The sequence below is a fragment of the Aeromonas sp. SG16 genome (assembly GCF_024436135.1).
Taxonomy (GTDB): domain Bacteria; phylum Pseudomonadota; class Gammaproteobacteria; order Enterobacterales; family Aeromonadaceae; genus Aeromonas; species Aeromonas jandaei.
The window spans coordinates 974004-995401 of the sequence record NZ_JANFNW010000001.1; the positions used below are offsets into that span (position 1 = coordinate 974004).

Genomic DNA, 21398 nt, shown 5'->3' on the forward strand with positions numbered 1-21398 from the left:
GGTTACTCCTCCCGTGACGGATGCTGCCCGGCTTCATGGCACTTCTGCTGGCGACCGAGTTCACGCACCGTCATCAGACTCACCCCGACCAGCACCCCGAGGGCACCACCGATCAGCGCGGTGGAAGTGGGAGAGATATGACCCCCTTCCTGAATGGCTACATCGGGCTTATTGACCCGCGGGGTCGGATTCTCAACCTTGGCGAGCTGGAAGATCCCCTTGCTGAAGCCGACCCCCTGCTCGTTGCAGCCGTAGCAGGGATGACCGATACCAACGGGCCAGATGCCACCACCGATATCACAAAACTCCAGGGTCGAGCAGTTGCCGTAGGTCTCCGGCCCCTTGCAGCCCAGATGATAGAGACACCAGCCCTGACGGTGGCCTTCGTCACCGAACTCCTTGGCAAAGCGACCTGCGTCAAAGTGCGGACGGCGCTCGCAGTTTTCGTGGATGAGCCGCTCATAGGCAAACAGCGGGCGATTCTTGGCATCGAGCGCCGGCAGCTTGCCGTAGGTGATGTAGTAGGCGACCGTAGTAAGGAAGTTGTGGGGATTGGGCGGGCAGCCCGGGATATTGATGATGGGAGTGCCAATATTGCCGAGCGCCTCTTCAAGGCTAACAGCGCCGGTCGGGTTACCGCCACTGGCGGGGACGCCGCCCCAGGCGGCACAGGAGCCGATGGCAATGACGGCAGCCGCATCGGCAGCCGCGCGGCGAATATGGTCGACGATGGGCTCACCGGCCACCATGCAGTAGATGCCGCCATCTTTGAGCGGAATGGAGCCATCAACTACCAGCACATACTTGCCCTTGTAGCGGGTCATGGCGTTGTGCTTGTTCTCTTCAGCCTGATGGCCAAATGCTGCCGAGAGCACCTCATGGTATTCGAGGGAGATAGTATTGAGGATCAGGTTCTCGATGGTGGGGTGCGTGGCCCGCAGCAGCGACTCGGTACAGCCGGTGCACTCCTGTGCCCCTATCCAGATCACCGGCGGCCGCTCGGGGCTGGTGAGCGCAGTGGCCATCTTGGCGACGGCATTCTGACTTAATCCCAGGGTTGCGGCCATCCCGGCACACAATTTCATAAAATCACGGCGATTAATCCCATGAGCCGATAAAAAATTATCCTCGACCATTCTTCTTATTCCCGTAGTGAGCACTTGTCTGATAAATGCTTAACAGCGGAAATGCTAAGGACTCACCTACCCCTCAGTATTGATCTCTATCAATTCCACAGGAATTGAACCTATTTACAGGGCGCGTCATATCACAAACAATAACATTTACCCCCAAAGGGATAATCATGCTTTCATGAATTTAAAGTTTTTAATTGAATATAATTTAATTAATCATGAGGCGATCCAGCGCGGCATTTTCGATTCATGCAATACACGCTGCCACATGCATAGTTCAAGAGATAACAAGAGGATGCAGCAAACGGGAAGTCGAAGTTAAAAATACCTTATGCCATATACCTTTACTCACGTTCTTGCATACATCTCTGCCATCGCCAGTTGTCATAGACCCCACGATCCCAACACGGAGGCGGCTTTGAGTGGTTCTCCAAGTAGCACAGCAACAGGTTAATCGAGTGCATCATGGGTGATACCTTTTCGGCAGGGCAATTTCTATAAACGACACCAACCCAACTTGATAATATATCTTCGCTGGATCACTTTACGCACAACAATGCATTCCTATTCATTTAAAAACCCAAACTGATTCGACTGGTCTCGATAATGATATCGGCTTGGCAATGCCTTTTTATAGAACAAGCCAAAAAAACAGTTGCAGTTGTTAACAATACATCCATCACCATATTTACCTTGGCGTCACCCACGTTAATTAACCAGCACGTAAATATGAGCATAAATACTATAAAATGATATTTATTCTTGTTTACAAGGTCTCGCTTGAGGCGGACCAAGAAAGATAAAAGTCGATAAAAGAAAAGCCAGGGTAATGATGCCCCTGGCTTGGCTGATCAAAATCCGCTCATTTATGCCGTAGTGTTGACCATGTAGCCATTTTGCGGCGGCTCCTGCGGCAGTTTGCTCCCGAATGCGCTGAGGAAATCCTGCAACGCAACCGGAGGAGACGGCAAGCGCGGGATAACCTAAAGCTGGCGACAGTAGCAGTGGAACAGATTGAAGATGATGAAACATCAGAGGATATGCATGAGCGTTACAGAATGGATATAGATACAGAAAAGCGGCCTGGCATGATCTTCTGCCGGTTTCACAAACATATGAAAGGGAAGCATCAGCCTCCCTTGTTATTACAACTCTCCGCTTACTTCACTACCACCAAACTCTTTACTCGTGCTTGCGGTCTTGGTGACTCTGCAGGAGCCAACATCTTACTTGGTTGCCGGTGCAGCTTTGGCTGCCGGAGCTTTGGCATGATGCTTGGTTTTATGATGCTGTTTTTTCACGACTTTGGTTTGAGTCGCTTGCGGTGCTGCAGCCTTGGTCGGGGTAGCTGCCATGGTGAAACCAGAGGTCAGGGCGAAAACTGCAGCAACTGCCAGGGGGATGATCTTTTTCATGGTCACTTTCCTTATTAGGGTAATGGAGCCGTTCTCCATGACTTCATCCTACGACCGGGCACGACGAACTTCCGTGTGTCGTTGGTGACGATATGTATCCAAATGTACAAGTCGAACAGTGCAGCTTTATGAGATGCCGGTGGTGTTGTTAACGCACTTCAGCGAATAATGAGGAGTCGTTAGGATATGCAATACTAACAAGCGTGATTGCACCTCACTGTTGCGGCAAGATAATCCGTATTTGTGCTCATAAAATGACTTTTGCGGTGGGAATACATGGATCCAGTACAGCAACAAAAGTTGATTGAACAACTCATTCCCCAGCTGCGGAAAAAGAATTTCGCAGACATTTTTGCACAGCTCACTGAGCCTGAAAGCAATAACGGGCGCTTTCTGCTCAAAATGGAGCTACAGCGCAAATGCACCTCCTGCCGCAGGGTCATCGATATGCGGGACGCCTTGGCTGATGAGTGTCAAGTATATGAATTTAAAGGCATGATCCACTTCATGCCGGCAGAGGCTATCAGCCTGTTCCAGAACCAGTGCTTCATTTACCGTGATGACTACACGATGGGTGTCTACGAGGTGATGCAGCAGTGGCAAAAACAGCGGCAGCAAGCCCGGGTAAAAGGCAAAGCCACGGCGCAGGCCAACCCTTTCCAGCAATATGAAGTCAAGACTATCCCATTCGCCAGTTATTACGGCCGTCGCCAAGAGCGTATGCATATCAGCTCCCCTGTAGAAGTCAGGCTCAAGGATGGAGCCAAACTCCTGGCCAAAACATCGGATCTTTCTCCTGAGGGCATTCGTATCTCGGTGCCTTATCTACCGACCTATCAAACCGGTGATCAGGTTGAGGTCATCTTTACCGGGTTGGAGCACGACAGCGCCAATCCACTATTACAACAACCTGTGCAGTACCAGATTCTGGGCGAGGAGAATAAAGAGGGGCGATTCTGGCTAATACTGATCCGCACTGGTGACAACCCGGCCTTTGATACCTTTATCAAAGAGTTCATCAAAGCCAATAAAGGCCATCATCGAATAAGCGTCGATCACCTGCTTTCTGCTGCGATCATCAAGGGACACGAGCAGTTCTATCTACCGCGCATGACAGGTATACCACTCTTTTTTAGTTCGGGTGCAAACCCCAAGCTGGAGATAGCCCTGCGCAGCGAGAACAATCAGCACCTTCTCGAGTACTGGCGTGACGAAAAAAACCGTGACGCACTGGCTGGACTGTTTTCGGCCGACCGGATGAAACGCCTCTGCCCGGCACCGGGGGCAACCAAAGAAACGCTGCTCTACAGCTTTGCCCATACCGTGCAAAATAAAATCTACTTCTTCTCGGCCACATCAGAAGAGTTACGGCTAAGTGGTTTGACCAAACTGTTCTTTCAGGTGGGAGCCCATCGCCCCAGCTGGCGTGTCTATAAATTTTCACTGGAACTGTGTGAGTTGGCAGAAGCGGATCTGGGCCAGATTGTCGGGCTCGAAGAGTCCCAATTACATGACATCCAGTTGCTGGAGCGCATCAAACAGATAGGTTATTGCGGTTTATTGCAGGAGATCAGCCTCGACGCACAACGGGAAGAGTTCCGTCAGGAAGGGGGGACAATCAACAACCCCAACGAGTTGCAACGATTTGGTCACGAACAAGAGCCCATGCCTTTCGAGATCGAGCTGCTGCAATATGTTCAGCTACGCAAAGAACAACGCTACATCCACAAAACGGAGATAACCATCAGCCACAATGGCAGATCCTGGCAGGGCTTAACCCGCGATATCTCCGCCCATGGTATGCAGATTGAGCTGGAAGAGGCCTTTATCGGTGAGAAAAACGATGTTGTGACCATTGCCCTGCCCCGGCTACAGGAGCTTGCCAAAACCATGGACTTGCAGCATCTGCCTTACCGGTTGGTCAGCCTCAACATGACCCGCACGGTATTGCACCTTTGCATTGAAGGGGATACCGCCCGCCACATTGGCCGACAGTTCTTCACTCTACTTATCGAAAGTAACCAGAAAAAGCTGAAAACAGCCCCGGAACACCGCCGCTATCGCGGACTTGCCAGAGCTCTACGCAATATTTACACCAGCCATCTTTTCAACACCCCACTCTATGTCAACAAGCTCAATGGGAGTCCGAAGCCGGCATCTATTGGCAAATCTCTCAAACCACGTTCATTGCAAAGAGTGCTCACTTTTTGTACTGCAAATCCGGAGCATGGCAACCTCTATCCCCTGTTTCAGGGGGAATTGTTGAAAGAAGTGCTGATGACCCCGCTTCGTCATCAGGAACGAGATGACAAGCCAAAGCAGGAAGAGGTCTACGTATCGTACGTGCAAACAAACTCAGGTTGGCCTCAAATCAAGAGCTGCCTCGCCAACTCGTTCGGTAACGTGCAAGAAAAGCGGCAATTTATCGAGCAGGCATTACAGCAGGGAGAGTTCTATTCCGTGCTGGTTGGCATCTCCCGAACTGGCCGACCAGACATCAATTTCGTCGCCAACGAGCTGGATACAATAGCCAAATTTGCTATCCACAAGGCCAAGAAGCTGGAAGAAGATCTATGGAGCGTGGTCGGGGTCAGTGAGCTGACTGATACGACAGAAGCAACTCTATTCCGACTTGGTATCACACAGCCATTAACCTAGCGCCCCCTGACCAAGAGGCCAAGGTGCTGTCGAACCAACAGAAGCCATGGTTTCGCCACAACAGCGCAAGCCGTCAGCTTGTCTCGGGTATGCAGGGATTTTTTGATCTCTTTACGACGACCACAGGGGAGCGTGGTGACTTTCCGGTAATACCAGATGCCGTGGGGACTGAGCCAGAGATTCATCGATGAGCTCCTCGTCGTCCACACAAAGTGGATGACCAAGGGCTTTAGGAAGCTAACTTATTGAAGTGCAGAAACAAGTGGTGGCCCTACCAGCCACATCCCGGCACTCGAGTCCCCCGCCTTGGCTGCTACCTTCCGGTCCTGACCAGGTCGACGGGTTATCAATGCGAGAGGACCAATAGGACCACCGGCGAGGAGAATAGGCAAACTGAGCGTTCAATGCAACGGCTTTCTGCCTTCCAACAGATCGTTTGCCTTATTTTTCAACAAACTGGCCAAGGGTTCAGCTAAACAGCATGAATTTCGCCCCCACCAGCAGCATCAGCAGGGCAAACGCCTGCTTGAGTCGCTGCGGAGAGAGTCTGTGTGCCAGTTTGGCCCCCACCCGGGCAAACTGGGTACTGGTGAGCACAATACCAATCAGGGCTGGCAGATAGATGTAGCCCACACTCCACTCGGGCAGATCTGCGTGCCCCCATCCTGCATAGAGATAGCTCAGGCTACCCGCCAGCGCGATCGGCATGCTGCAGGCAGCTGAGGCCGCTACCGCGTTGCGCATCGGCACGCTGTTCCAGCTCAGATATGGCACAGTGAGCGAGCCACCACCGATGCCAAACAGTGCCGACATCCAGCCGATAACGGTACCTGCAATGCCGGTACCGAGCGCTCCCGGCAGATGGCGCTCCGCTTTGGGCTTGAGGTTAAGCCCCATCTGCAGCGCCATGGTCCAGGCAAAGCAGCCAATGATGATGTTGAGGGTGCTGGCACTGAGCAGATTGGCGGTCATGCCGCCGAGCCAGGCGCCAAGCAACATGCCGGCACCGAGCCTGCGGATCATCACCCAGTCGACAGCTCCGGCCTCCTGATGGGCCCGCAGCGAACTGAAACCGGTGAAGATCATGGTCGGCAGCGAGGTGCCAAGTGCCAGATGGGTGATGATATCGGGATCGACCCCCTGTGCGTGAAAGCTCACCACCAGCACCGGGACTATGATAAGGCCGCCGCCGATCCCGAACAGTCCGGCCAGGATGCCGGCGAAAGCCCCCAGCAGCAGATAACCTATAAACAGCATAAAAATTCCTTCCGAGGCGACGCCGACCACCTGTGACACGGACGGCGTGTAAAAGAAGAGATGGCTCTTGGGCCATCTCTTGTCTCTGTCAGTTCAGGGGGATGGTGCCGTCCATCACCTTGTAGAAGGCCAGCACGGCACAACCGAGCAAGGCCGCCGTCATCCCCTGCTCCAGCCGGTTGAGGCCGCGCAGACCGTGGTGCTGGCGCGCCTTCCAGTAGATGAAGATACCCGGGCTGTAGAGCAGCGCCACCAGCAGCAGATACTCGACGCCGGCCGCATAAACCAGCCAGCAGCCATAGATGGTCGCCATCAGGGCCAGCAACAGATCACGCTTGCGCTGATGCGGTTGACCCTGATAGGTCTCCCCTTTCAAGGCCAGCTTGAGGCCATAGGCACCGGAGAAGACATAGGGTACCAGCGCCGCCGAGGTAGCGATGTTGACCAACGCCAGATAGGTACTGTTCTGGAAGTAGATGATGATAAGGAAAGTCTGCACCAGACAGGTGGAGCACCAGAGCGACACCTGCGGTGAGCCGTTCTTGTTCTCCTTGGCAAACCAGGCCGGGAAGACCCCGGTTTTGCCCGCAATGTAGGGAACTTCAGCCGCCAGCACGGTCCAGCTCAGCAGAGCCCCCATCACGGAGATGACCAGACCAATGTTGATGAGCCAGGCACCCCAGGGGCCGACTACCGCTTCCAGGATCATGGCGGTAGAGGGATTCTTGAGCTGGGCCAGCTCAGGCTGGGTCATTACCCCCAGCGAGAAGAGGGTCACCATCACGTAGAGCGCCAGCGCACCCAGCAGGGCGAGCACAGTCGCACGACCGACATCCTTGCGATGGCGGGCACGGGCAGAGACCACCACGGCCCCTTCAATACCGATGAAGACCCAGAGGGTGACCTTCATGGTCGACTTGACCTGATCCATAACGGAACCGAGATCGCTGTTGCCATGACCCCAAAAATCCAGAGTGAAGGTTTTCATATTGAAGGCAAGCAGGATGGCCACGCTGAAAACGATGAGCGGCACCATCTTGGCGATGGTGGTCACGATGTTAACCAAGGCCGCCACCTGTACCCCACGCAGTACCAGCGAGTGTACCGACCAGATCAGGATGGAGGCCAGCGTGATGGCCACCGGCGTATTGCCGTCGCCGAAGATGACGTGATCCGGCGTATCGAAGAAGTAGCTGAGCGCGCTGAATACCACGATGGCGTAAGAGACGTTGGCCAGCAGTTGGCAGAGCCAGTAACCCCAGGCGGCGTTGAAGCCGATGAAGTCACCAAAACCGGCCTTGGCGTAACTGAAGATACCGCCATCGAGATCCGGGCGACGCATGGAGAGGTTTTGATAGACCAGCGCGAGGCAGATCATGCCGACCCCGGTGATGGCCCATCCCAGAGCGACGGCCCCGGCGCTGGCATGTGCAGCAATATTCTGTGGGAGACTGAAGACCCCGGCGCCGACCATGGAGCCGATCACCAGCGAAATGAGGGCGCCAAGCCCTAGTTTCTTGTCCATCTCAATCCTGTTTAATTAGGCGGCGGCAGAGCGTCCGTATTCATACTGCGCGCGATATGGGAGGGGCTGAAAATCCGGACCCCGTGAAAAAGGCGGCAACTATATTGCATGACTATTCCGACCGCAATCCCTCGCATCGTCAAACATGCACCACCTTGACCGCGCGCAATTTTACAGCACTGACCTCAAGGGCCTGTGAGCTGGTTCAAATTAACTGAGACCCATTGATATTTCTCATATTTCTGCCGCCACAGAGCGACCCGGATGGTGCCCATGCATCGCCATTCAGTACCTTTGGAACTCAAAAGAGTGCATAAAAAAACCCTGACCACGAGGTCAGGGCTCAATGTAAATCTTGGTAAAGGTCTACAGCCGCAGACCGCCGTCAAGCTCGATCATCCGGCCATTGAGGTAATCGTTGGCAAAGATGAAGGCAACGGTCTCGGCCAGCTGCTGCGCCTCACCCAGTTTGCCGACCGGAATAGCCTGCTGCATCCGGGTCATCGCCTCCGGCTTCATCGCGGCCGTCATATCGGTGGCGAACACCCCGGGGGCGATCCCCATCACCCGGATACCGTGGCGGGCAAGCTCCCGCCCCCAGGTCACCACCAGCGAGGCCACCCCTGCCTTGCTGGCGGCATAGTTGCTCTGGCCGATATTGCCGGCACGGGCGATGGAGGAAATATTGATGATGACGCCCCCCTCCCCGCCGGTGGCCATCAATGCGGCCCCCTCGCGCCCGCACAGGAACGTGCCGGTGAGGTTGACGTCGATGACGCTCTGCCACTGAGCCAGACTCATCTTCTCTACAACTTCCCCCTCTTTCACCTTGAGCAACATGCCATCACGCAGAATGCCGGCGCAGTTGATCAACCCGTGCAACCGACCAAAGTGTGCCTTGATCGCGACAAAGGTGGTCTCGACCTCCGGTTCGCTTGCCACGTTGCAAACGAAAATGGCACACCGCCCGCCACGGCTTTGCACCTCGGCCTGCGTCACGGCCAGATCGCTGGCATTCAGGTCGATCAACGCCAGCTCGGCCCCCTGAGCGGCAAGATTGAGCGCGATGGCCCGCCCCAGCCCCCGACCGGCACCGGTAATAGCGATGACTTTCTGCTTGATATCCATTCTCTCTCCTTGTGATGCAGCGATAGCCTGAACCCAGCAAGCCGCAAGATGGTGCCCGGCGACCACTATCCCTCTCTGCCTTTTTCCAGATAGAGCCGGACGATACTGGAAAAATCCAGCTCTCCCTCTCCGTTCGCCGCATGCAGATTGAACAGGTTGCGCGCAAGTGCGCCCATGGGCACAGCGCTGTGAGCATGTTCGGCCAGCGCCATGGCGAGTCCGAGGTCTTTCACCATCAGCCGGGTCATAAAGCCCCCCTGATAGTTACGGGCAGCCGGTACGTTCTCCATCACCCCGGGCCAGGGGTTGTAGCGCTCCAGACTCCAGTTGTTGCCCGAGCTCTTGCCCATGATGGTGGAGAGCACCGCCGGATCCAGCCCCTCCTTTACCCCGAGGGCCAGCGCCTCGGCGGTGCCCGCCATTTGGATGGCAAGCAGCATGTTGTTGCACATCTTGGCGATCTGCCCGGCACCAAGGGGGCCGGCGTGAAACAGATTCTGCCCCATGCAGGCCAGTACGGGCTTGGCCGCATCAAAGTCGGCTTGTTCGCCACCGACAATAAAGGTGAGTGAGCCTGCCGCTGCGCCGGCGACCCCACCCGAGACAGGGGCATCGATAAAGCGCAAGCCGCGTGCACGGGCCGCGCTCCCCACCTGACGGGCAGAGGCCACATCAATGGTGGAGCAGTCGATCACCAGCACACCGGCAGGCAAAGCTGCCAGCAGATCCTGCCCACCCCGCTCACCATCACTCTCGCCCAACCAGAGGCTGCGCACATGCTCACCGGCAGGCAGCATGCTGATGACGACATCACTGTCGGTCACCGCTTCGCGGGCATCTCCTGCCGCAATGCAGCCCGCTGCAATGGCTCGCTCGACACTGTGGGCAACCAGATCAAATACCTGCACCGTATGCCCGGCCCTGGCCAGATTGGCTGCCATGGGTCCCCCCATGTTGCCCAGCCCGATAAATCCGATCCTTGTCATTCGGCTTGCTCCTTGCGTTCTTGATAGCGCCGCGGCTCCCAGACCAGTGCCTATCCCTTGCGTGCCAACGGGTTGTGTCCATGGGGCCAGCGATAGAATTCATCCAGCCAATCCCCCTCGGCAGGCTGATCCTGCCAGTGGGGATCCCTGTCCTTGTCGATAAGCAGCGCCCGCACCCCTTCCACAAAATCGCCCTTGAGCACGCAGTTGACCGAGAGAGTCAATTCGTCGGCAAATACCTCGGCAAGGGATTGGCGGCGAGCCAGCCAATATTGGCGCCAGAGGATGGCACGGCTGATGGGACTGCCGGTGCGACAGCTCTCCTGCGCCTGGGCCAATGCTTTCTCTCCCGCCGTTTCGTCAAATCGGGCAGCAAACAGTCTTGCCAACACTCCCGCCAACGTTCGCCCCGCCAGCAGGTCATCAATTTTTGGTTGATGGGGCAGCAGGATGGGCGCAGGCAACTGCGCTGCGGTACCTTTATGAAGGCCCCGTAGCAGCTGATCGATCTGCTCACGGGGCTCACAACCGGCTGACCAGTCGAGTTCTGCCAACCGGTGCAGCAGCTCGGCTCGCTCGCTGCTGGCGATGGCATGATCCGCCAGCCCAAGGCCGATGGCATCACTCCCGTTGAAACGGGCACCGGTCAGACCAAGCCAAAGCCCGAGTCGCCCCGGCATCCGGCTTAAAAACCAGCTGGCCCCCACGTCGGGGTAGAGGCCAATGGTCACCTCCGGCATGGCGAACAGGCTCTTCTCGGTCACCACCCGGAAATCGGCGCCGGCAAACAGGCCTATCCCACCGCCCATGCAGATGCCGTCCGCCACGCAGACAAGGGGCTTGCGGTAACAGTGGATGTGGTGATCGAGCCGATACTCCTGCTCGAAAAAGTCGCGGGCATATTCAAACAGTTCGGATCCGCTCACCTCCTGCTTGCGGTAATAAAAGGAGCGAATATCACCACCGGCACAGAACGCCTTCTCGCCTGCCCCCTGCAGCAACACGCAGACGATGGCGGGATCCTGCACCCAGCGGGTTAGCGTCTGTTGCAGGATCTGGATCATCGGCAGGCTCAATGCGTTGAGAGACGCAGGGCTGTCGAGAGTCAACACGCCGATCTGGTGGCCATCAGCCGTTGGATGGGTTGCGATACTTACTGGCTCACTCATGGGTTGCACCATCCGGCTTTTGGTACTGCCAGTGCGGGGCGCGCTTTTCGAGAAATGCTGCCACCCCTTCCCGCTGGTTGGCATCACTAAACAGTTCGAGGAAGAGGCTTCGCTCGAGCGGCAATGCCGCATCGCGCGGGCCGCTGCGTCCCTGATTGATCAACATTTTGCAGGCACGCAGGGCACTCGGACTCTGGCGCTCCACCAGATGGGCCATCTGATGGGCGGCCTCCCACGCCTGCCCGGTTTTCACCACCTCCTCGACCAGCCCGATCTCATAGGCAAGGGATGCACTCACCTTCTCGCCACAGAGGATCATCCGCTTGGCCCAACCCGGCCCCACCAGCTCGGTGAGACGCTGGGTGCCACCGGCACAGGGGAGCAAGCCTACAGATGCTTCCGGTAGTCCCAGCAACGCCTGCTGTTCGGCGATGCGGATATCGCACGCCAGTGCCACTTCCAGCCCACCGCCCATGGCATAACCGTTGATGGCCGCAATGGTGACGCCGTGAAAACGGGCAAGCGCTTCGAATGCACGACCAAAAGCGTCGGCCACATCGCGAGCCTGTTCGACATTGCCATCGGCAAACAGGTTGAGATCAGCACCGGCGCAGAAGAACTTCTCGCCAGCCCCGCGGATCACCAGCGCCACCACATCGGGGCGGCTGTCGAGCTCCTCCATCATCCGCAGGAAAGCTTGCAGACTGGCAAGCGTCCAGGTATTTGCGGGCGGATGGTCAAGGGTGATGTAGGCCACGTGGCCGTTGTATTCGAGCCTGATCCTTGTCATTGCGTTTGTCCTTGTCAGTAGAGCGATAGCCATGATGACAGAGTTGCATGGAACCAACCTGTGACTGGCTCACAAAGCTGGCGCCATTGAGGTGTCATCCAGCACTACATTAGCGCCAACCCCTGCTCGGCCAGCAGCCGACGAGCGATGATGAGTCGCATCACCTCGTTGGTTCCCTCCAGAATGCGATGCACCCGGGTATCGCGCAGGTAGCGCTCGAGCGGATAGTCGCGGGTATAACCATAGCCACCAAAGAGTTGCAGAGCCTCATCGCAGACCCGATAGCCGACGTCGGTGGCAAACCGTTTGGCCATGGCACACCAGGCACTCTTGTCGGGATCCCCGCGATCCAGCTTGTCAGCCGCCTGACGCACCAGCAGGCGAGCTGCAGCCAGCTCGGTCGCCATATCTGCCAGGCGAAACTGCACGCTCTGGAATTCGCTGATCGGGTGACCAAATTGCTGGCGCTGCTGCACATAGGTCAGCGCATCGTCCAGTGCCTGCTGGGCAGTGCCCACCGAGCAGGTGGCAATATTGATTCGCCCCCCATCAAGCGCCTGCATGGCGAACTTGAACCCTTCCCCCTCTTCGCCCAACCGATAGCAGGCAGGAATGCGAACCTCATTGAAAACAACCTCCCGGGTCGGCTGGCTGTTCCAGCCCATCTTCTCTTCTGCCTTGCCATAGCTCACGCCGGGGGCATTAGCCGGTACCATAAAGGCAGAGATCCCCTTCGCACCTTCACCACCGGTGCGCGCCATCACCACCAGCACGTCAGTGCTGCCCGCTCCCGAGATAAAGACCTTGGTTCCCTCAATAAGATAATTGTCACCCTCGCGCACCGCTCGGGTCTTGAGTGCCGCAGCATCGGAACCCGCACCCGGCTCTGTGAGGCAATAGGAGCCCAGCAGCTCGCCACTGGCCAGTTTAGGCACCCACTCCTTGGCAACCTCGTTGGGCAGCCAGCTGCCCAGCATCCAGCTCACCATGTTGTGAATGGTCAGATAAGCCGTGGTCGAGGTACAGCCCATGGCGAGGCGCTCGAAGATGAGGCTCGCATCGAGACGAGGCAATCCCAATCCGCCAAACTGCTCCGGGGTATAGAGACCACAAAACCCGAGCTCGGCCGCCTGCTTGATGGTCGGGATCGGAAACTCATGCTCCTTGTCCCAACGCGCGGCATGGGGTTTGAGCGCCTCATCGGCAAAGGCGGCGGCCGCCTCCACATACGCCTGTTGATCATCAGTCAGGGTAAAATCCATCTTGTCGTTCACTCCCTTGTTGCCCCGCGCTTATTTTCCCGCATTAGTGCTTTATGACGCGGCGCCCACACACTGGTCATTCGGATCTGCCACTATGGCGTTGTTGTCGTGGTAGCTGCTGACGCTCTCACTGCCACCGCTTTATCGACACACAACAGATTAACAATTGATTTACGTTTACGCTAACGTAAACTTGTGGCAGAAGTGAAGTACAAAAATGGACCGACCACTGCCAGCCATAACGCAGAGTCAGCCGGTCGAACCAACCTTCCTACCCGACTGTCATATCCGCAAGGAGAGCATGGATGCAGATGGATGAGACCCTGAATGCCCTGACCGAACAGGTTGCGGCTTTCTGCCAGAAAGTGATCGCCCCGCGCGCCAGCGAAATCGATCAGAGCAACACCTTTCCCCGTGATCTCTGGCCCCGGATGGGTGAGCTGGGGCTGCACGGCATCACGGTGGCGGAGGAGTATGACGGGGTGAACCTCGGCTATCTGGCCCACGTGCTGGTAATGGAGCAGGTGAGCCGCGCCAGCGCCTCAGTCGGCCTCTCCTACGGCGCCCACTCCAACCTCTGCATCAACCAGATCCACCGTCACGGCACGGCGGAGCAGAAAGCGCGCTACCTGCCCCCGCTGGTGAGCGGCGAGCATGTGGGGGCGCTGGCCATGAGCGAGCCGGGCGCCGGGTCCGATGTGGTCAGCATGCGCCTCACCGCGGAGCGCGAGGGCGATCACTTCGTGCTCAATGGCAACAAGATGTGGATCACCAACGGCCCGGATGCCGACACCTTCGTCATCTATGCCAAGACAGATACCAGTGCGGGCCCCAAAGGAATTTCTGCCTTTATCGTCGAAGCGGGGACTCCCGGTTTTTCTACCGCCCAGAAGCTCGACAAGCTGGGGATGCGCGGCTCCAGCACCTGCGAGCTGGTGTTCGACAACTGCCGCGTACCACAGGAGAACCTGCTGGGCCCCTTGCACGGCGGGGTCAAGGTGCTGATGAGCGGGCTCGATTACGAACGGGTAGTGCTGGCAGCAGGCCCCCTTGGCATCATGCAGGCCTGCATGGATGTGGTGCTGCCCTATGTGCGCGAGCGCAAGCAGTTCGGCCAGGCCATCGGCGAGTTCCAGCTGGTACAGGGCAAGCTCGCCGACATGTATACCCGCCTCGCCAGCAGCCGGGCGCTGGTCTATTCGGTGGCGAGCGCCTGCGATCAGGGCCGCACCAGCCGTAAAGATTGCGCCGCCGCCATCCTGTTTGCCGCCGAAAATGCCACCCAGATGGCGCTCGATGCCATCCAGCTGCTCGGCGGCAACGGCTACATCAACGAATACCCCACCGGCCGCCTGCTGCGGGACGCCAAACTCTACGAGATAGGCGCCGGCACTTCGGAGATCCGCCGCTGGCTCATCGGTCGCGAGCTGATGGGAGAAAATACATGAGTCGTATCCACTCCCGCCTCGACACGGCGAGCCCGGAATATGCAGCCAATCGGGCCGCCATGCAGGGGCTGGTCGACGATCTCCATGCTCGCATTGCCGAGATCGCCCAAGGAGGCGGCGCGGCCAACAACGCCCGCCATCAGGCCCGTGGCAAGCTGCTGCCCCGCGAGCGCATCAATCAGCTGCTGGACCCGGGCTCCCCGTTTCTCGAACTGTCGGCGCTGGCTGGCTGGCAGGTCTATGACGAGCCGGTGCCCGCCGCCGGCATCATCACCGGCATCGGCCGGGTCTCGGGCAGGCTCTGTATGCTGGTGGTGAACGACGCCACCGTGAAGGGCGGCACCTACTACCCGCTCACGGTGAAAAAGCACCTGCGCGCCCAGGCCATCGCCGAGCGGCTGCGCCTCCCCTGCCTCTATCTGGTGGATTCCGGCGGCGCCTTTCTGCCGATGCAGGATGAGGTGTTCCCCGACCGGGATCACTTTGGTCGCATCTTCTACAACCAGGCCTGCATGTCGGCCCAGAACATCCCCCAGCTGGCGGTGGTGATGGGGCTCTGCACCGCAGGCGGCGCCTACGTGCCCGCCATGGCGGACGAGTCGATCATGGTCAGGGAGCAGGCCACCATCTTTCTGGCCGGCCCGCCGCTGGTCAAGGCCGCCACCGGCGAGGAGATCAGCGCCGAGGCCCTGGGCGGGGCAGAGGTACACTGCGCTCACTCGGGTGTTGCTGATCATATGGCCCGTGACGATGCCCATGCGCTAGCCATCGCCCGTACCCTGCTCACCCATCTGGGCAGTGACCATGATCCGCTCTCGGGTTTGGCATCGGGCAGCACAAGTTACGATGAGCCAGCCTACCCCACTCCCTGTTACCCGATAGAGGAACTCTACGGTCTGGTGGGCACCAGTCTCAAACGCCCTTACGACGCCCGCGAACTAATTGCACGGCTGGTGGATAGCTCTGACTTTGACGAATTCAAGGCGTTGTTCGGCACCACTCTGGTGACCGGCTTTGCCCGTATTTGCGGCATGGAAGTGGGGATCCTCGCCAACAACGGCGTGCTGCACAGCGACAGCGCCCAGAAGGGGGCCCACTTTATCCAGCTCTGTAACCGGCGCGCCATTCCGCTGCTCTTTTTGCAGAACATCACCGGCTTTATGGTGGGGAGCAGCGCAGAAAAAGAGGGGATCGCCAAGCACGGCGCCAAGCTGGTCACCGCGGTGGCCTGCAGCCGGGTGCCCAAGATCACCCTGATAGTCGGCGGCAGCTTTGGTGCCGGCAACTACGGCATGTGTGGCCGCGCCTATGAACCCGATTTTCTCTTTAGCTGGCCCAACAGTCGCATCTCTGTCATGGGGGGCGAGCAAGCTGCCGGGGTGCTGGTGCAGGTGCGTCGGGACAAGCTGGCTGCCGAGGGCAAGAGCCTGAGCGAGCAGGAAGCAGCCGCCATCCGCGCGCCGGTGATAGAGCAGTATGAGCGCCAGGGCCACCCCTACTACGCAAGCGCTCGCCTCTGGGATGACGGCGTGATCGACCCGGCCCAGAGCCGCACCGTGCTGGCACTGGCACTGGCTGCCTGTCAGGGTGCCCGCATGGCACCCGAACAGTACGGCATCTTCCGGATGTAAGGAGCAAAACTATGTCAGATCCACTTACTTCCTCCCAGAACCCGTTTCGGCTGGAACGGCACGGCCCGCTGGCTGAGCTGGTGCTGTCGCGCCCGACCCGCCATAACGCCTTTGATGCCGACCTGATGCTGGGGCTGCTCGACTGCCTCGATGATCTGGCCCATCTCCATGGTCACTCACTTGCCGAACGTCCTCACGCCCTGCTGCTGCGGGCCGAGGGCAAACACTTCTGCGCGGGCGCCGATCTCAACTGGATGCGTAATCTGGCCCACGCCGATTTCGAGCACAATCGCGAAGACGCCCGGGTATTGGCGCGGCTAATGCAGACCCTCGACGAGCTTCCCTTCCCTACGGTGGCGCTGGTGCAAGGGGCCGCCTATGGCGGGGCGCTGGGGCTGATCTGCGCTTGCGATCTGGTGCTGGCCAGCGACGATGCCCGCTTTTGCCTCTCAGAGGTAAGCCTCGGGCTAGTGCCTGCGGTGATCAGCCCCTACGTGGTACGCGCCATGGGAATGCGTCAGGCGCGCCGCTACATGCTCAGTGCCGAACCATTCGATGCCATCACCGCCTGTCGGCTCAATGTGGCGCATCAACTCTGCCAACCGGATCAACTGCTGGCGGAAGGACGGGCGCAAGCCCTTCGTCTGTGCCGCAACGGGCCGGAAGCGATGAAAGAGACCAAACGACTGCTGGCGGCGATAGAGGCCCATCCTTCCCGCCTGCACGAAGAGAAAACCGTCGAGACCATCGCCCGGGTTCGGGTGGGGCTCGAAGCCCAGGAGGGGATGCAGGCCTTCTTCGACAAACGCCCTCCCACCTGGCGTCCCCGTTTCAAGGATGAGACATGACCCATCACACTCAGATTAAGCGCCTGCTGATCGCCAATCGCGGCGAGATTGCTGTGCGCATCATCAAGACGGCGAAACGCCTCGGCATTCACACCATCGCCCTCTACTCCGATGCCGACGCCCACGCCATGCACACCCACCTGGCCGATGAGGCCTGGCATCTGGGGCCCGCACCGGCCAGAGAGAGTTATCTCGACACCGGCAAGGTGCTGAAGATAGCCAAAGAGGCGCACGCCGATGCCATCCATCCCGGTTACGGCTTTCTGTCGGAAAACAGCGACTTTGCCACCGCCTGCGAACAGCGCGGCCTGCGCTTTGTCGGCCCAAGCAGCGCCGCCATTCTCGCCATGGGCGACAAATCGGGCGCCAAGGCGCTGATGCAGACTGCCGGCGTACCTGTGCTGCCCGGCTATCACGGCACGGATCAACGACCGGACTTCTTGCGCGATCAGGCGAGCCAGATTGGCTTCCCGCTGCTTATCAAGGCGGCCAGTGGCGGCGGTGGCAAGGGGATGCGGCGGGTCGATCAGCTGACTGACTTTGACGAGTCGCTGGCGGCAGTAAAACGGGAGGCAAAGGCTGCCTTTGGCGATGATCTGGTACTGCTCGAGCGCTATCTGCCCCAGGCTCGCCACGTGGAGGTGCAGGTCTTTGCCGATAGCCTCGGCAACGCCATCTATCTTGGGGACAGGGACTGCTCCTTGCAGCGGCGCCATCAGAAGGTGATCGAAGAGGCGCCCGCCCCCGACATCCCTCCGGCTCTGCGTCGCGCCATGGGGGATGCGGCTGTGGCCGCAGCCAAGGCCATCCACTATCAGGGGGCCGGCACCATCGAATTCCTGCTCTGCAAGGGTGAGTTCTTCTTTATGGAGATGAACACCCGGCTGCAAGTGGAGCATCCGGTCACCGAAGCAGTGACCGGGCAGGATCTGGTGGCCTGGCAGTTGGCTGTGGCCGAAGGCAAGCCGCTGCCACTGACTCAAGAGGAAGTGGTGCTGCGCGGCCATGCGGTAGAGGCGCGCCTCTACGCCGAGGATGTGGCGGCCGGTTTTCTACCTGCCAGCGGGCCTATCCACTGGCTCCACTGGCCGGATGGCGTGCGCATCGACACCGGCGTTACCGTTGGCGATGAGGTGAGCCCCTATTACGATCCCATGATCGCCAAGCTGATCGCCCACGGCCAGAGCCGCGCCGAGGCGTTCGCCCAACTGGCCGATGCGCTGGCTGCGCTGGAGCTCGGCCCGCTGGTGCACAACGGCCCGCTGCTGCTGCGCCTGTGTGAAGAGCCTGACGTCTTGGCCATGGACCACCATACCCAGTGGCCCATCCCCACTACAGCGCAACCCATTCCTGAACTCGCCTGGCCACTGGCCACCCTCTGGCTGGCGAGCCGCCCCGCAGGCTCCTCCCCTTGGCAGCAGGCCTGCGGATTTCGACAGGGACCGGATCGCAGCTGGACGGCGGCGGTGCGCATCGACGATGAGCGCCGGGTATTGACCCTTCACGATCATGACGGCCAGTTTGAGTGGCAAGGGGAGACCCGTTGCTACCAGAGAGGCGGCGACCATATCCGGCTACAACAGGATGGCGGCTGGCAGCTGATCCCCATTCAGACAGTCGCAGGCTCGGATGCAACCTTCATCATGACCCTAGGGGGCCAGCGCATCCGTTTCGCGGCCGATGATCAGCAGCACAGTCACCACCATGATCAGGCAAACGAGAAGGTGCAGGGTGCCATCGCCCCCATGCACGGCATCGTAGTCGCGGTGCTGGTCGAGCAGGGACAAGCGGTCAACATGGGGCAACCCCTGCTGGTGCTGGAGGCAATGAAGATGGAGCATCAGCTGCGTGCAGAGCGGGACGGGGTAATTGAAGCCCTGCAGTGCAAACAGGGCGAGCAGGTGAGCCAAGGGGCAGTGTTGGTGCGCTTTGCCGAAGAGATAGCTTCACAGGAGGATCGCCCATGAACCGATCACAAGAGAGCCGGGATGACAAGGTCAGTCTGGTGGAGATGGGGCCGCGAGATGGTCTGCAAAATGAAGCCGCCCCCCTCTCCTTGGTACAGCGGCTGGAGCTGATCCAGCGACTGGCCGACAGCGGTCTGCAGCGCATCGAGGTCGGCGCCTTTGTCTCTGCGAAAAAGGTGCCGCAGATGGCGGACTCCGCCGCACTTTTTCAGGCGCTGCCACGCAAGGGGCCGACCCGTTACGGCGCTCTGGTACCCAATCTGCAAGGCTTGCAGGCTGCCATTGCCGCCCACGCCGACGAGATTGGCCTCTTTACCGCCTGCTCCGACGGTTTTACCCGCGCCAATATCGGCATCAGCGTGGAGGAGTCGCTGGTGCGCTTCGCCCCGCTGGTGCAGGAGGCACGCCGCCTCGGCATCAAGGTGCGCGGCTACCTCTCCACCGTCATCGCCTGCCCGTTTGATGGCCCGACCCGCCCGAAACGGGTCGCCGCCATGGCCGAGCAGTTGCTGGATCTCGGCTGCCACGAAATTTCGCTGGGAGACACCATCGGCGTCGGCACCCCGGGCACGGTGGCGCCCATGCTGGATGCTGTGCTGCACGAGATCCCGGCGGGTCGGCTCGCGGTCCATTTTCACGACACCTACGGTCAGGGGCTGGCCAACCTGCTACCCGCGCTGGAGCGCGGCATTCGCACCATCGACTGCTCGGTGGCAGGCCTTGGCGGCTGCCCCTATGCCCCTGGCGCCTCCGGCAATGTGGCGTCAGAAGAGGTGGTCTACCTGCTGCACGGCCTTGGCATGACGACGGGGGTGGATCTCGACAAACTGGCGGCCACCGGCCAGTGGGTGAGTGAGCAGCTCGGCCGCCCCAATGGCTCGCGGGTCGGTCAGGCCCTGCACGCCAATGCCGAGCGGCTGCGCGCCCGCCTCTGCCAGCCACACTCCCAGCAACAGGAGTCATAACCATGTCCCGTTCCCAGCCCGGCAAGGAGATCACCTACAGCATTTCGGAATTGGCCCACGAGTTCGATGTTACGCCACGCACTATCCGCTACTACGAGGACGAGGGGCTACTCACTCCGCAGCGGGAGGGGCAGACCCGCATCTGCAGCCACAAGGACAAGATCCGGCTCAAGCTGACTCTGCGCGGTAAACGGCTGGGGTTTAGCCTGGCCGAGATCCGCGAGCTGTTCGATATGTACGACACCGACAAATCGAGCAAAAACCAGCTCAACTCCATGATCAGACTGATCGAAAGCAAGCGCAGTGCCCTGCACCAGCAGCTGGAAGATATCCAGATGGTGATGGCCGAGCTGGAGGCTGCCGAGCAGCGCTGTGTTAATTCCCTTAACAACTTGAAAAGCGCATCAGATTAACCGAATCTGGGGTTATGCAATTGCCCTGGGACGTCCATGAAATATTGGTGCTGGTTTTTACTTCTGTTCAGTCTGTCCGTTTGGAGCCATCCCCTTATCAAGGTCGGCGGTTATCCCTATGCCCCGTTCGTGGTCAAAGTGTCGGATGACCACTATGAAGGACTGACGCTGGATCTCATCGCCAAACTCAACGAGATCCAGCAAGAGGTAAGATTCGTGTTTGTTCCCACCTCGGCCGCCAATCGTTACAAGGCGCTCGATCTGGGCCGCTTCTCGCTGATGCTGTTTGAAGACAGCAAGTGGGGCTGGCAAACCGACAAGTTCAAGATGACCTCCCCCTTTCTTGGCGGTGGTGAAGTGTATGTTGCCCTCAAGGCCCCCGGGCGAGACCAGCGTTTTTTCGAGGATCCCTCCCTGCACCACCTTATTGGTGTAACCGGTTATCACTACGGCATCGGCCAGTTCAATGCAGATCCGGTCTATTTGCACAACCATCTCGACATCACGCTGTTCAAGGACAATGTCAGTGCTCTGCAAGCCCTGCTCAAGGGACGCGGTGATATCGCCATCCTCAATATCTCCTATTTGAACCAGTATCTGCTCAGCAACCCCGAGGTTAAGGCGCAGCTGCTTGTGTCGCAAAAGTGGGACCAGCGCTACCAGCACCGCGCTATCTTTGATCCCGAGTCCAGCATTACCCCTGCCCAGCTGGAGCTGTGGCTGGCCAAGCTGCGCCAAACAGGTGATCTGGATCGACTTTGGACAAAGTACGGCGTATCAGAGTACGCAACCCCATGATTACT

General features: G+C 58.8%; 18 protein-coding genes and 1 other RNA gene. 8 read left to right on the top strand and 11 right to left on the bottom strand.

What is annotated here, in order from left to right:
- Positions 1-2 precede the first annotated feature (2 nt).
- The 3 genes from hybO to NOM67_RS04370 all read right to left on the bottom strand — a co-directional run bounded on the left by hybO (position 3) and on the right by NOM67_RS04370 (position 2548).
- Complete coding sequence (gene hybO / locus NOM67_RS04360; protein ID WP_255934166.1) at positions 3-1136, bottom strand: hydrogenase 2 small subunit; 1134 nt, start codon at positions 1134-1136, stop codon at positions 3-5.
- Between the two features lie 753 nt (positions 1137-1889).
- Positions 1890-2165, bottom strand: coding sequence for a hypothetical protein (locus NOM67_RS04365; RefSeq protein ID WP_255934168.1), 276 nt, complete (start codon positions 2163-2165; stop codon positions 1890-1892).
- Between the two features lie 194 nt (positions 2166-2359).
- Positions 2360-2548, bottom strand: a complete 189-nt coding sequence (locus NOM67_RS04370) for a hypothetical protein (protein WP_033113872.1) — start codon at positions 2546-2548, stop codon at positions 2360-2362.
- 276 nt (positions 2549-2824) lie between these two features.
- Between NOM67_RS04370 and NOM67_RS04375 the strand changes: the two genes are divergently transcribed.
- Entirely contained in the window at positions 2825-5206 is a 2382-nt protein-coding gene (locus tag NOM67_RS04375; RefSeq protein ID WP_255934171.1) for a PilZ domain-containing protein, read from the top strand.
- Positions 5207-5475: 269 nt separating this feature from the next.
- Here NOM67_RS04375 and ffs read toward each other — a convergent pair.
- The 8 genes from ffs to NOM67_RS04415 all read right to left on the bottom strand — a co-directional run bounded on the left by ffs (position 5476) and on the right by NOM67_RS04415 (position 13323).
- Positions 5476-5572: signal recognition particle sRNA small type (ffs, locus tag NOM67_RS04380), an RNA gene on the bottom strand.
- Between the two features lie 102 nt (positions 5573-5674).
- Positions 5675-6463, bottom strand: coding sequence for a sulfite exporter TauE/SafE family protein (locus NOM67_RS04385; RefSeq protein ID WP_255934172.1), 789 nt, complete (start codon positions 6461-6463; stop codon positions 5675-5677).
- Between the two features lie 88 nt (positions 6464-6551).
- Positions 6552-7988 carry an arginine-ornithine antiporter gene (gene arcD / locus NOM67_RS04390; RefSeq protein WP_033113099.1) on the bottom strand — a complete coding sequence of 479 codons (1437 nt, stop codon included), beginning with the start codon at positions 7986-7988 and terminating at the stop codon, positions 6552-6554.
- Positions 7989-8354: 366 nt separating this feature from the next.
- Complete coding sequence (locus tag NOM67_RS04395) at positions 8355-9116, bottom strand: SDR family oxidoreductase (protein ID WP_071910440.1); 762 nt, start codon at positions 9114-9116, stop codon at positions 8355-8357.
- A 65-nt stretch (positions 9117-9181) separates the two neighbouring features.
- The gene (gene mmsB / locus NOM67_RS04400; protein WP_156852652.1) at positions 9182-10102 is read right to left on the bottom strand and encodes a 3-hydroxyisobutyrate dehydrogenase; all 921 of its coding nucleotides are present in this window, start codon (positions 10100-10102) and stop codon (positions 9182-9184) included.
- 50 nt (positions 10103-10152) lie between these two features.
- The gene (locus tag NOM67_RS04405) at positions 10153-11271 is read right to left on the bottom strand and encodes an enoyl-CoA hydratase/isomerase family protein (protein WP_156852651.1); all 1119 of its coding nucleotides are present in this window, start codon (positions 11269-11271) and stop codon (positions 10153-10155) included.
- Positions 11264-12061 (bottom strand): enoyl-CoA hydratase, encoded by a 798-nt coding sequence (locus tag NOM67_RS04410; RefSeq protein WP_043850062.1) that lies wholly within the window; start codon positions 12059-12061, stop codon positions 11264-11266. Before NOM67_RS04410 ends, NOM67_RS04405 begins: the two co-directional genes overlap by 8 nt.
- A 104-nt stretch (positions 12062-12165) precedes the next feature.
- The gene (locus NOM67_RS04415; RefSeq protein WP_156852649.1) at positions 12166-13323 is read right to left on the bottom strand and encodes an acyl-CoA dehydrogenase family protein; all 1158 of its coding nucleotides are present in this window, start codon (positions 13321-13323) and stop codon (positions 12166-12168) included.
- 305 nt (positions 13324-13628) lie between these two features.
- Here NOM67_RS04415 and NOM67_RS04420 point away from each other — a divergent pair, with 305 nt between their 5' ends.
- From NOM67_RS04420 to NOM67_RS04450, 7 genes are read left to right on the top strand one after another with little or no spacing between them, the layout of a single operon-like run.
- Positions 13629-14771: an isovaleryl-CoA dehydrogenase gene (locus NOM67_RS04420; RefSeq protein ID WP_255934177.1), complete on the top strand. Its 1143-nt coding sequence runs from the start codon at positions 13629-13631 to the stop codon at positions 14769-14771.
- Positions 14768-16402: a carboxyl transferase domain-containing protein gene (locus tag NOM67_RS04425; RefSeq protein ID WP_255934178.1), complete on the top strand. Its 1635-nt coding sequence runs from the start codon at positions 14768-14770 to the stop codon at positions 16400-16402. The genes NOM67_RS04420 and NOM67_RS04425 overlap by 4 nt, the downstream gene beginning before the upstream one ends.
- Positions 16403-16413: 11 nt before the next feature.
- Entirely contained in the window at positions 16414-17250 is an 837-nt protein-coding gene (locus NOM67_RS04430) for an enoyl-CoA hydratase-related protein (RefSeq protein WP_255934179.1), read from the top strand.
- Positions 17247-19217: a biotin carboxylase N-terminal domain-containing protein gene (locus NOM67_RS04435; RefSeq protein ID WP_255934182.1), complete on the top strand. Its 1971-nt coding sequence runs from the start codon at positions 17247-17249 to the stop codon at positions 19215-19217. Before NOM67_RS04430 ends, NOM67_RS04435 begins: the two co-directional genes overlap by 4 nt.
- Positions 19214-20182, top strand: coding sequence for a hydroxymethylglutaryl-CoA lyase (locus tag NOM67_RS04440; RefSeq protein ID WP_156852644.1), 969 nt, complete (start codon positions 19214-19216; stop codon positions 20180-20182). The genes NOM67_RS04435 and NOM67_RS04440 overlap by 4 nt, the downstream gene beginning before the upstream one ends.
- A 2-nt stretch (positions 20183-20184) precedes the next feature.
- Positions 20185-20595, top strand: coding sequence for a MerR family DNA-binding transcriptional regulator (locus tag NOM67_RS04445; protein WP_255934186.1), 411 nt, complete (start codon positions 20185-20187; stop codon positions 20593-20595).
- A 36-nt stretch (positions 20596-20631) separates the two neighbouring features.
- Entirely contained in the window at positions 20632-21393 is a 762-nt protein-coding gene (locus tag NOM67_RS04450; RefSeq protein WP_255934188.1) for an ABC transporter substrate-binding protein, read from the top strand.
- Positions 21394-21398: the final 5 nt, after the last annotated feature.

Bases quoted from the DNA above. Each gene is read 5' to 3' on its own strand.
- NOM67_RS04385 (WP_255934172.1), bottom strand. From the start codon at position 6,463: ATGCTGTTTATAGGTTATCTGCTGCTGGGGGCTTTCGCCGGCATCCTG.
- hybO (WP_255934166.1), bottom strand. From the start codon at position 1,136: ATGGTCGAGGATAATTTTTTATCGGCTCATGGGATTAATCGCCGTGAT.
- NOM67_RS04410 (WP_043850062.1), bottom strand. From the start codon at position 12,061: ATGACAAGGATCAGGCTCGAATACAACGGCCACGTGGCCTACATCACC.
- mmsB (WP_156852652.1), bottom strand. From the start codon at position 10,102: ATGACAAGGATCGGATTTATCGGGCTGGGCAACATGGGGGGACCCATG.
- NOM67_RS04365 (WP_255934168.1), bottom strand. From the start codon at position 2,165: ATGTTTCATCATCTTCAATCTGTTCCACTGCTACTGTCGCCAGCTTTA.
- NOM67_RS04405 (WP_156852651.1), bottom strand. From the start codon at position 11,271: ATGAGTGAGCCAGTAAGTATCGCAACCCATCCAACGGCTGATGGCCAC.
- NOM67_RS04435 (WP_255934182.1), top strand. From the start codon at position 17,247: ATGACCCATCACACTCAGATTAAGCGCCTGCTGATCGCCAATCGCGGC.
- NOM67_RS04395 (WP_071910440.1), bottom strand. From the start codon at position 9,116: ATGGATATCAAGCAGAAAGTCATCGCTATTACCGGTGCCGGTCGGGGG.
- NOM67_RS04445 (WP_255934186.1), top strand. From the start codon at position 20,185: ATGTCCCGTTCCCAGCCCGGCAAGGAGATCACCTACAGCATTTCGGAA.
- NOM67_RS04370 (WP_033113872.1), bottom strand. From the start codon at position 2,548: ATGAAAAAGATCATCCCCCTGGCAGTTGCTGCAGTTTTCGCCCTGACC.
- NOM67_RS04430 (WP_255934179.1), top strand. From the start codon at position 16,414: ATGTCAGATCCACTTACTTCCTCCCAGAACCCGTTTCGGCTGGAACGG.
- NOM67_RS04420 (WP_255934177.1), top strand. From the start codon at position 13,629: ATGCAGATGGATGAGACCCTGAATGCCCTGACCGAACAGGTTGCGGCT.
- arcD (WP_033113099.1), bottom strand. From the start codon at position 7,988: ATGGACAAGAAACTAGGGCTTGGCGCCCTCATTTCGCTGGTGATCGGC.
- NOM67_RS04425 (WP_255934178.1), top strand. From the start codon at position 14,768: ATGAGTCGTATCCACTCCCGCCTCGACACGGCGAGCCCGGAATATGCA.
- NOM67_RS04450 (WP_255934188.1), top strand. From the start codon at position 20,632: ATGAAATATTGGTGCTGGTTTTTACTTCTGTTCAGTCTGTCCGTTTGG.
- NOM67_RS04440 (WP_156852644.1), top strand. From the start codon at position 19,214: ATGAACCGATCACAAGAGAGCCGGGATGACAAGGTCAGTCTGGTGGAG.
- NOM67_RS04375 (WP_255934171.1), top strand. From the start codon at position 2,825: ATGGATCCAGTACAGCAACAAAAGTTGATTGAACAACTCATTCCCCAG.
- NOM67_RS04415 (WP_156852649.1), bottom strand. From the start codon at position 13,323: ATGGATTTTACCCTGACTGATGATCAACAGGCGTATGTGGAGGCGGCC.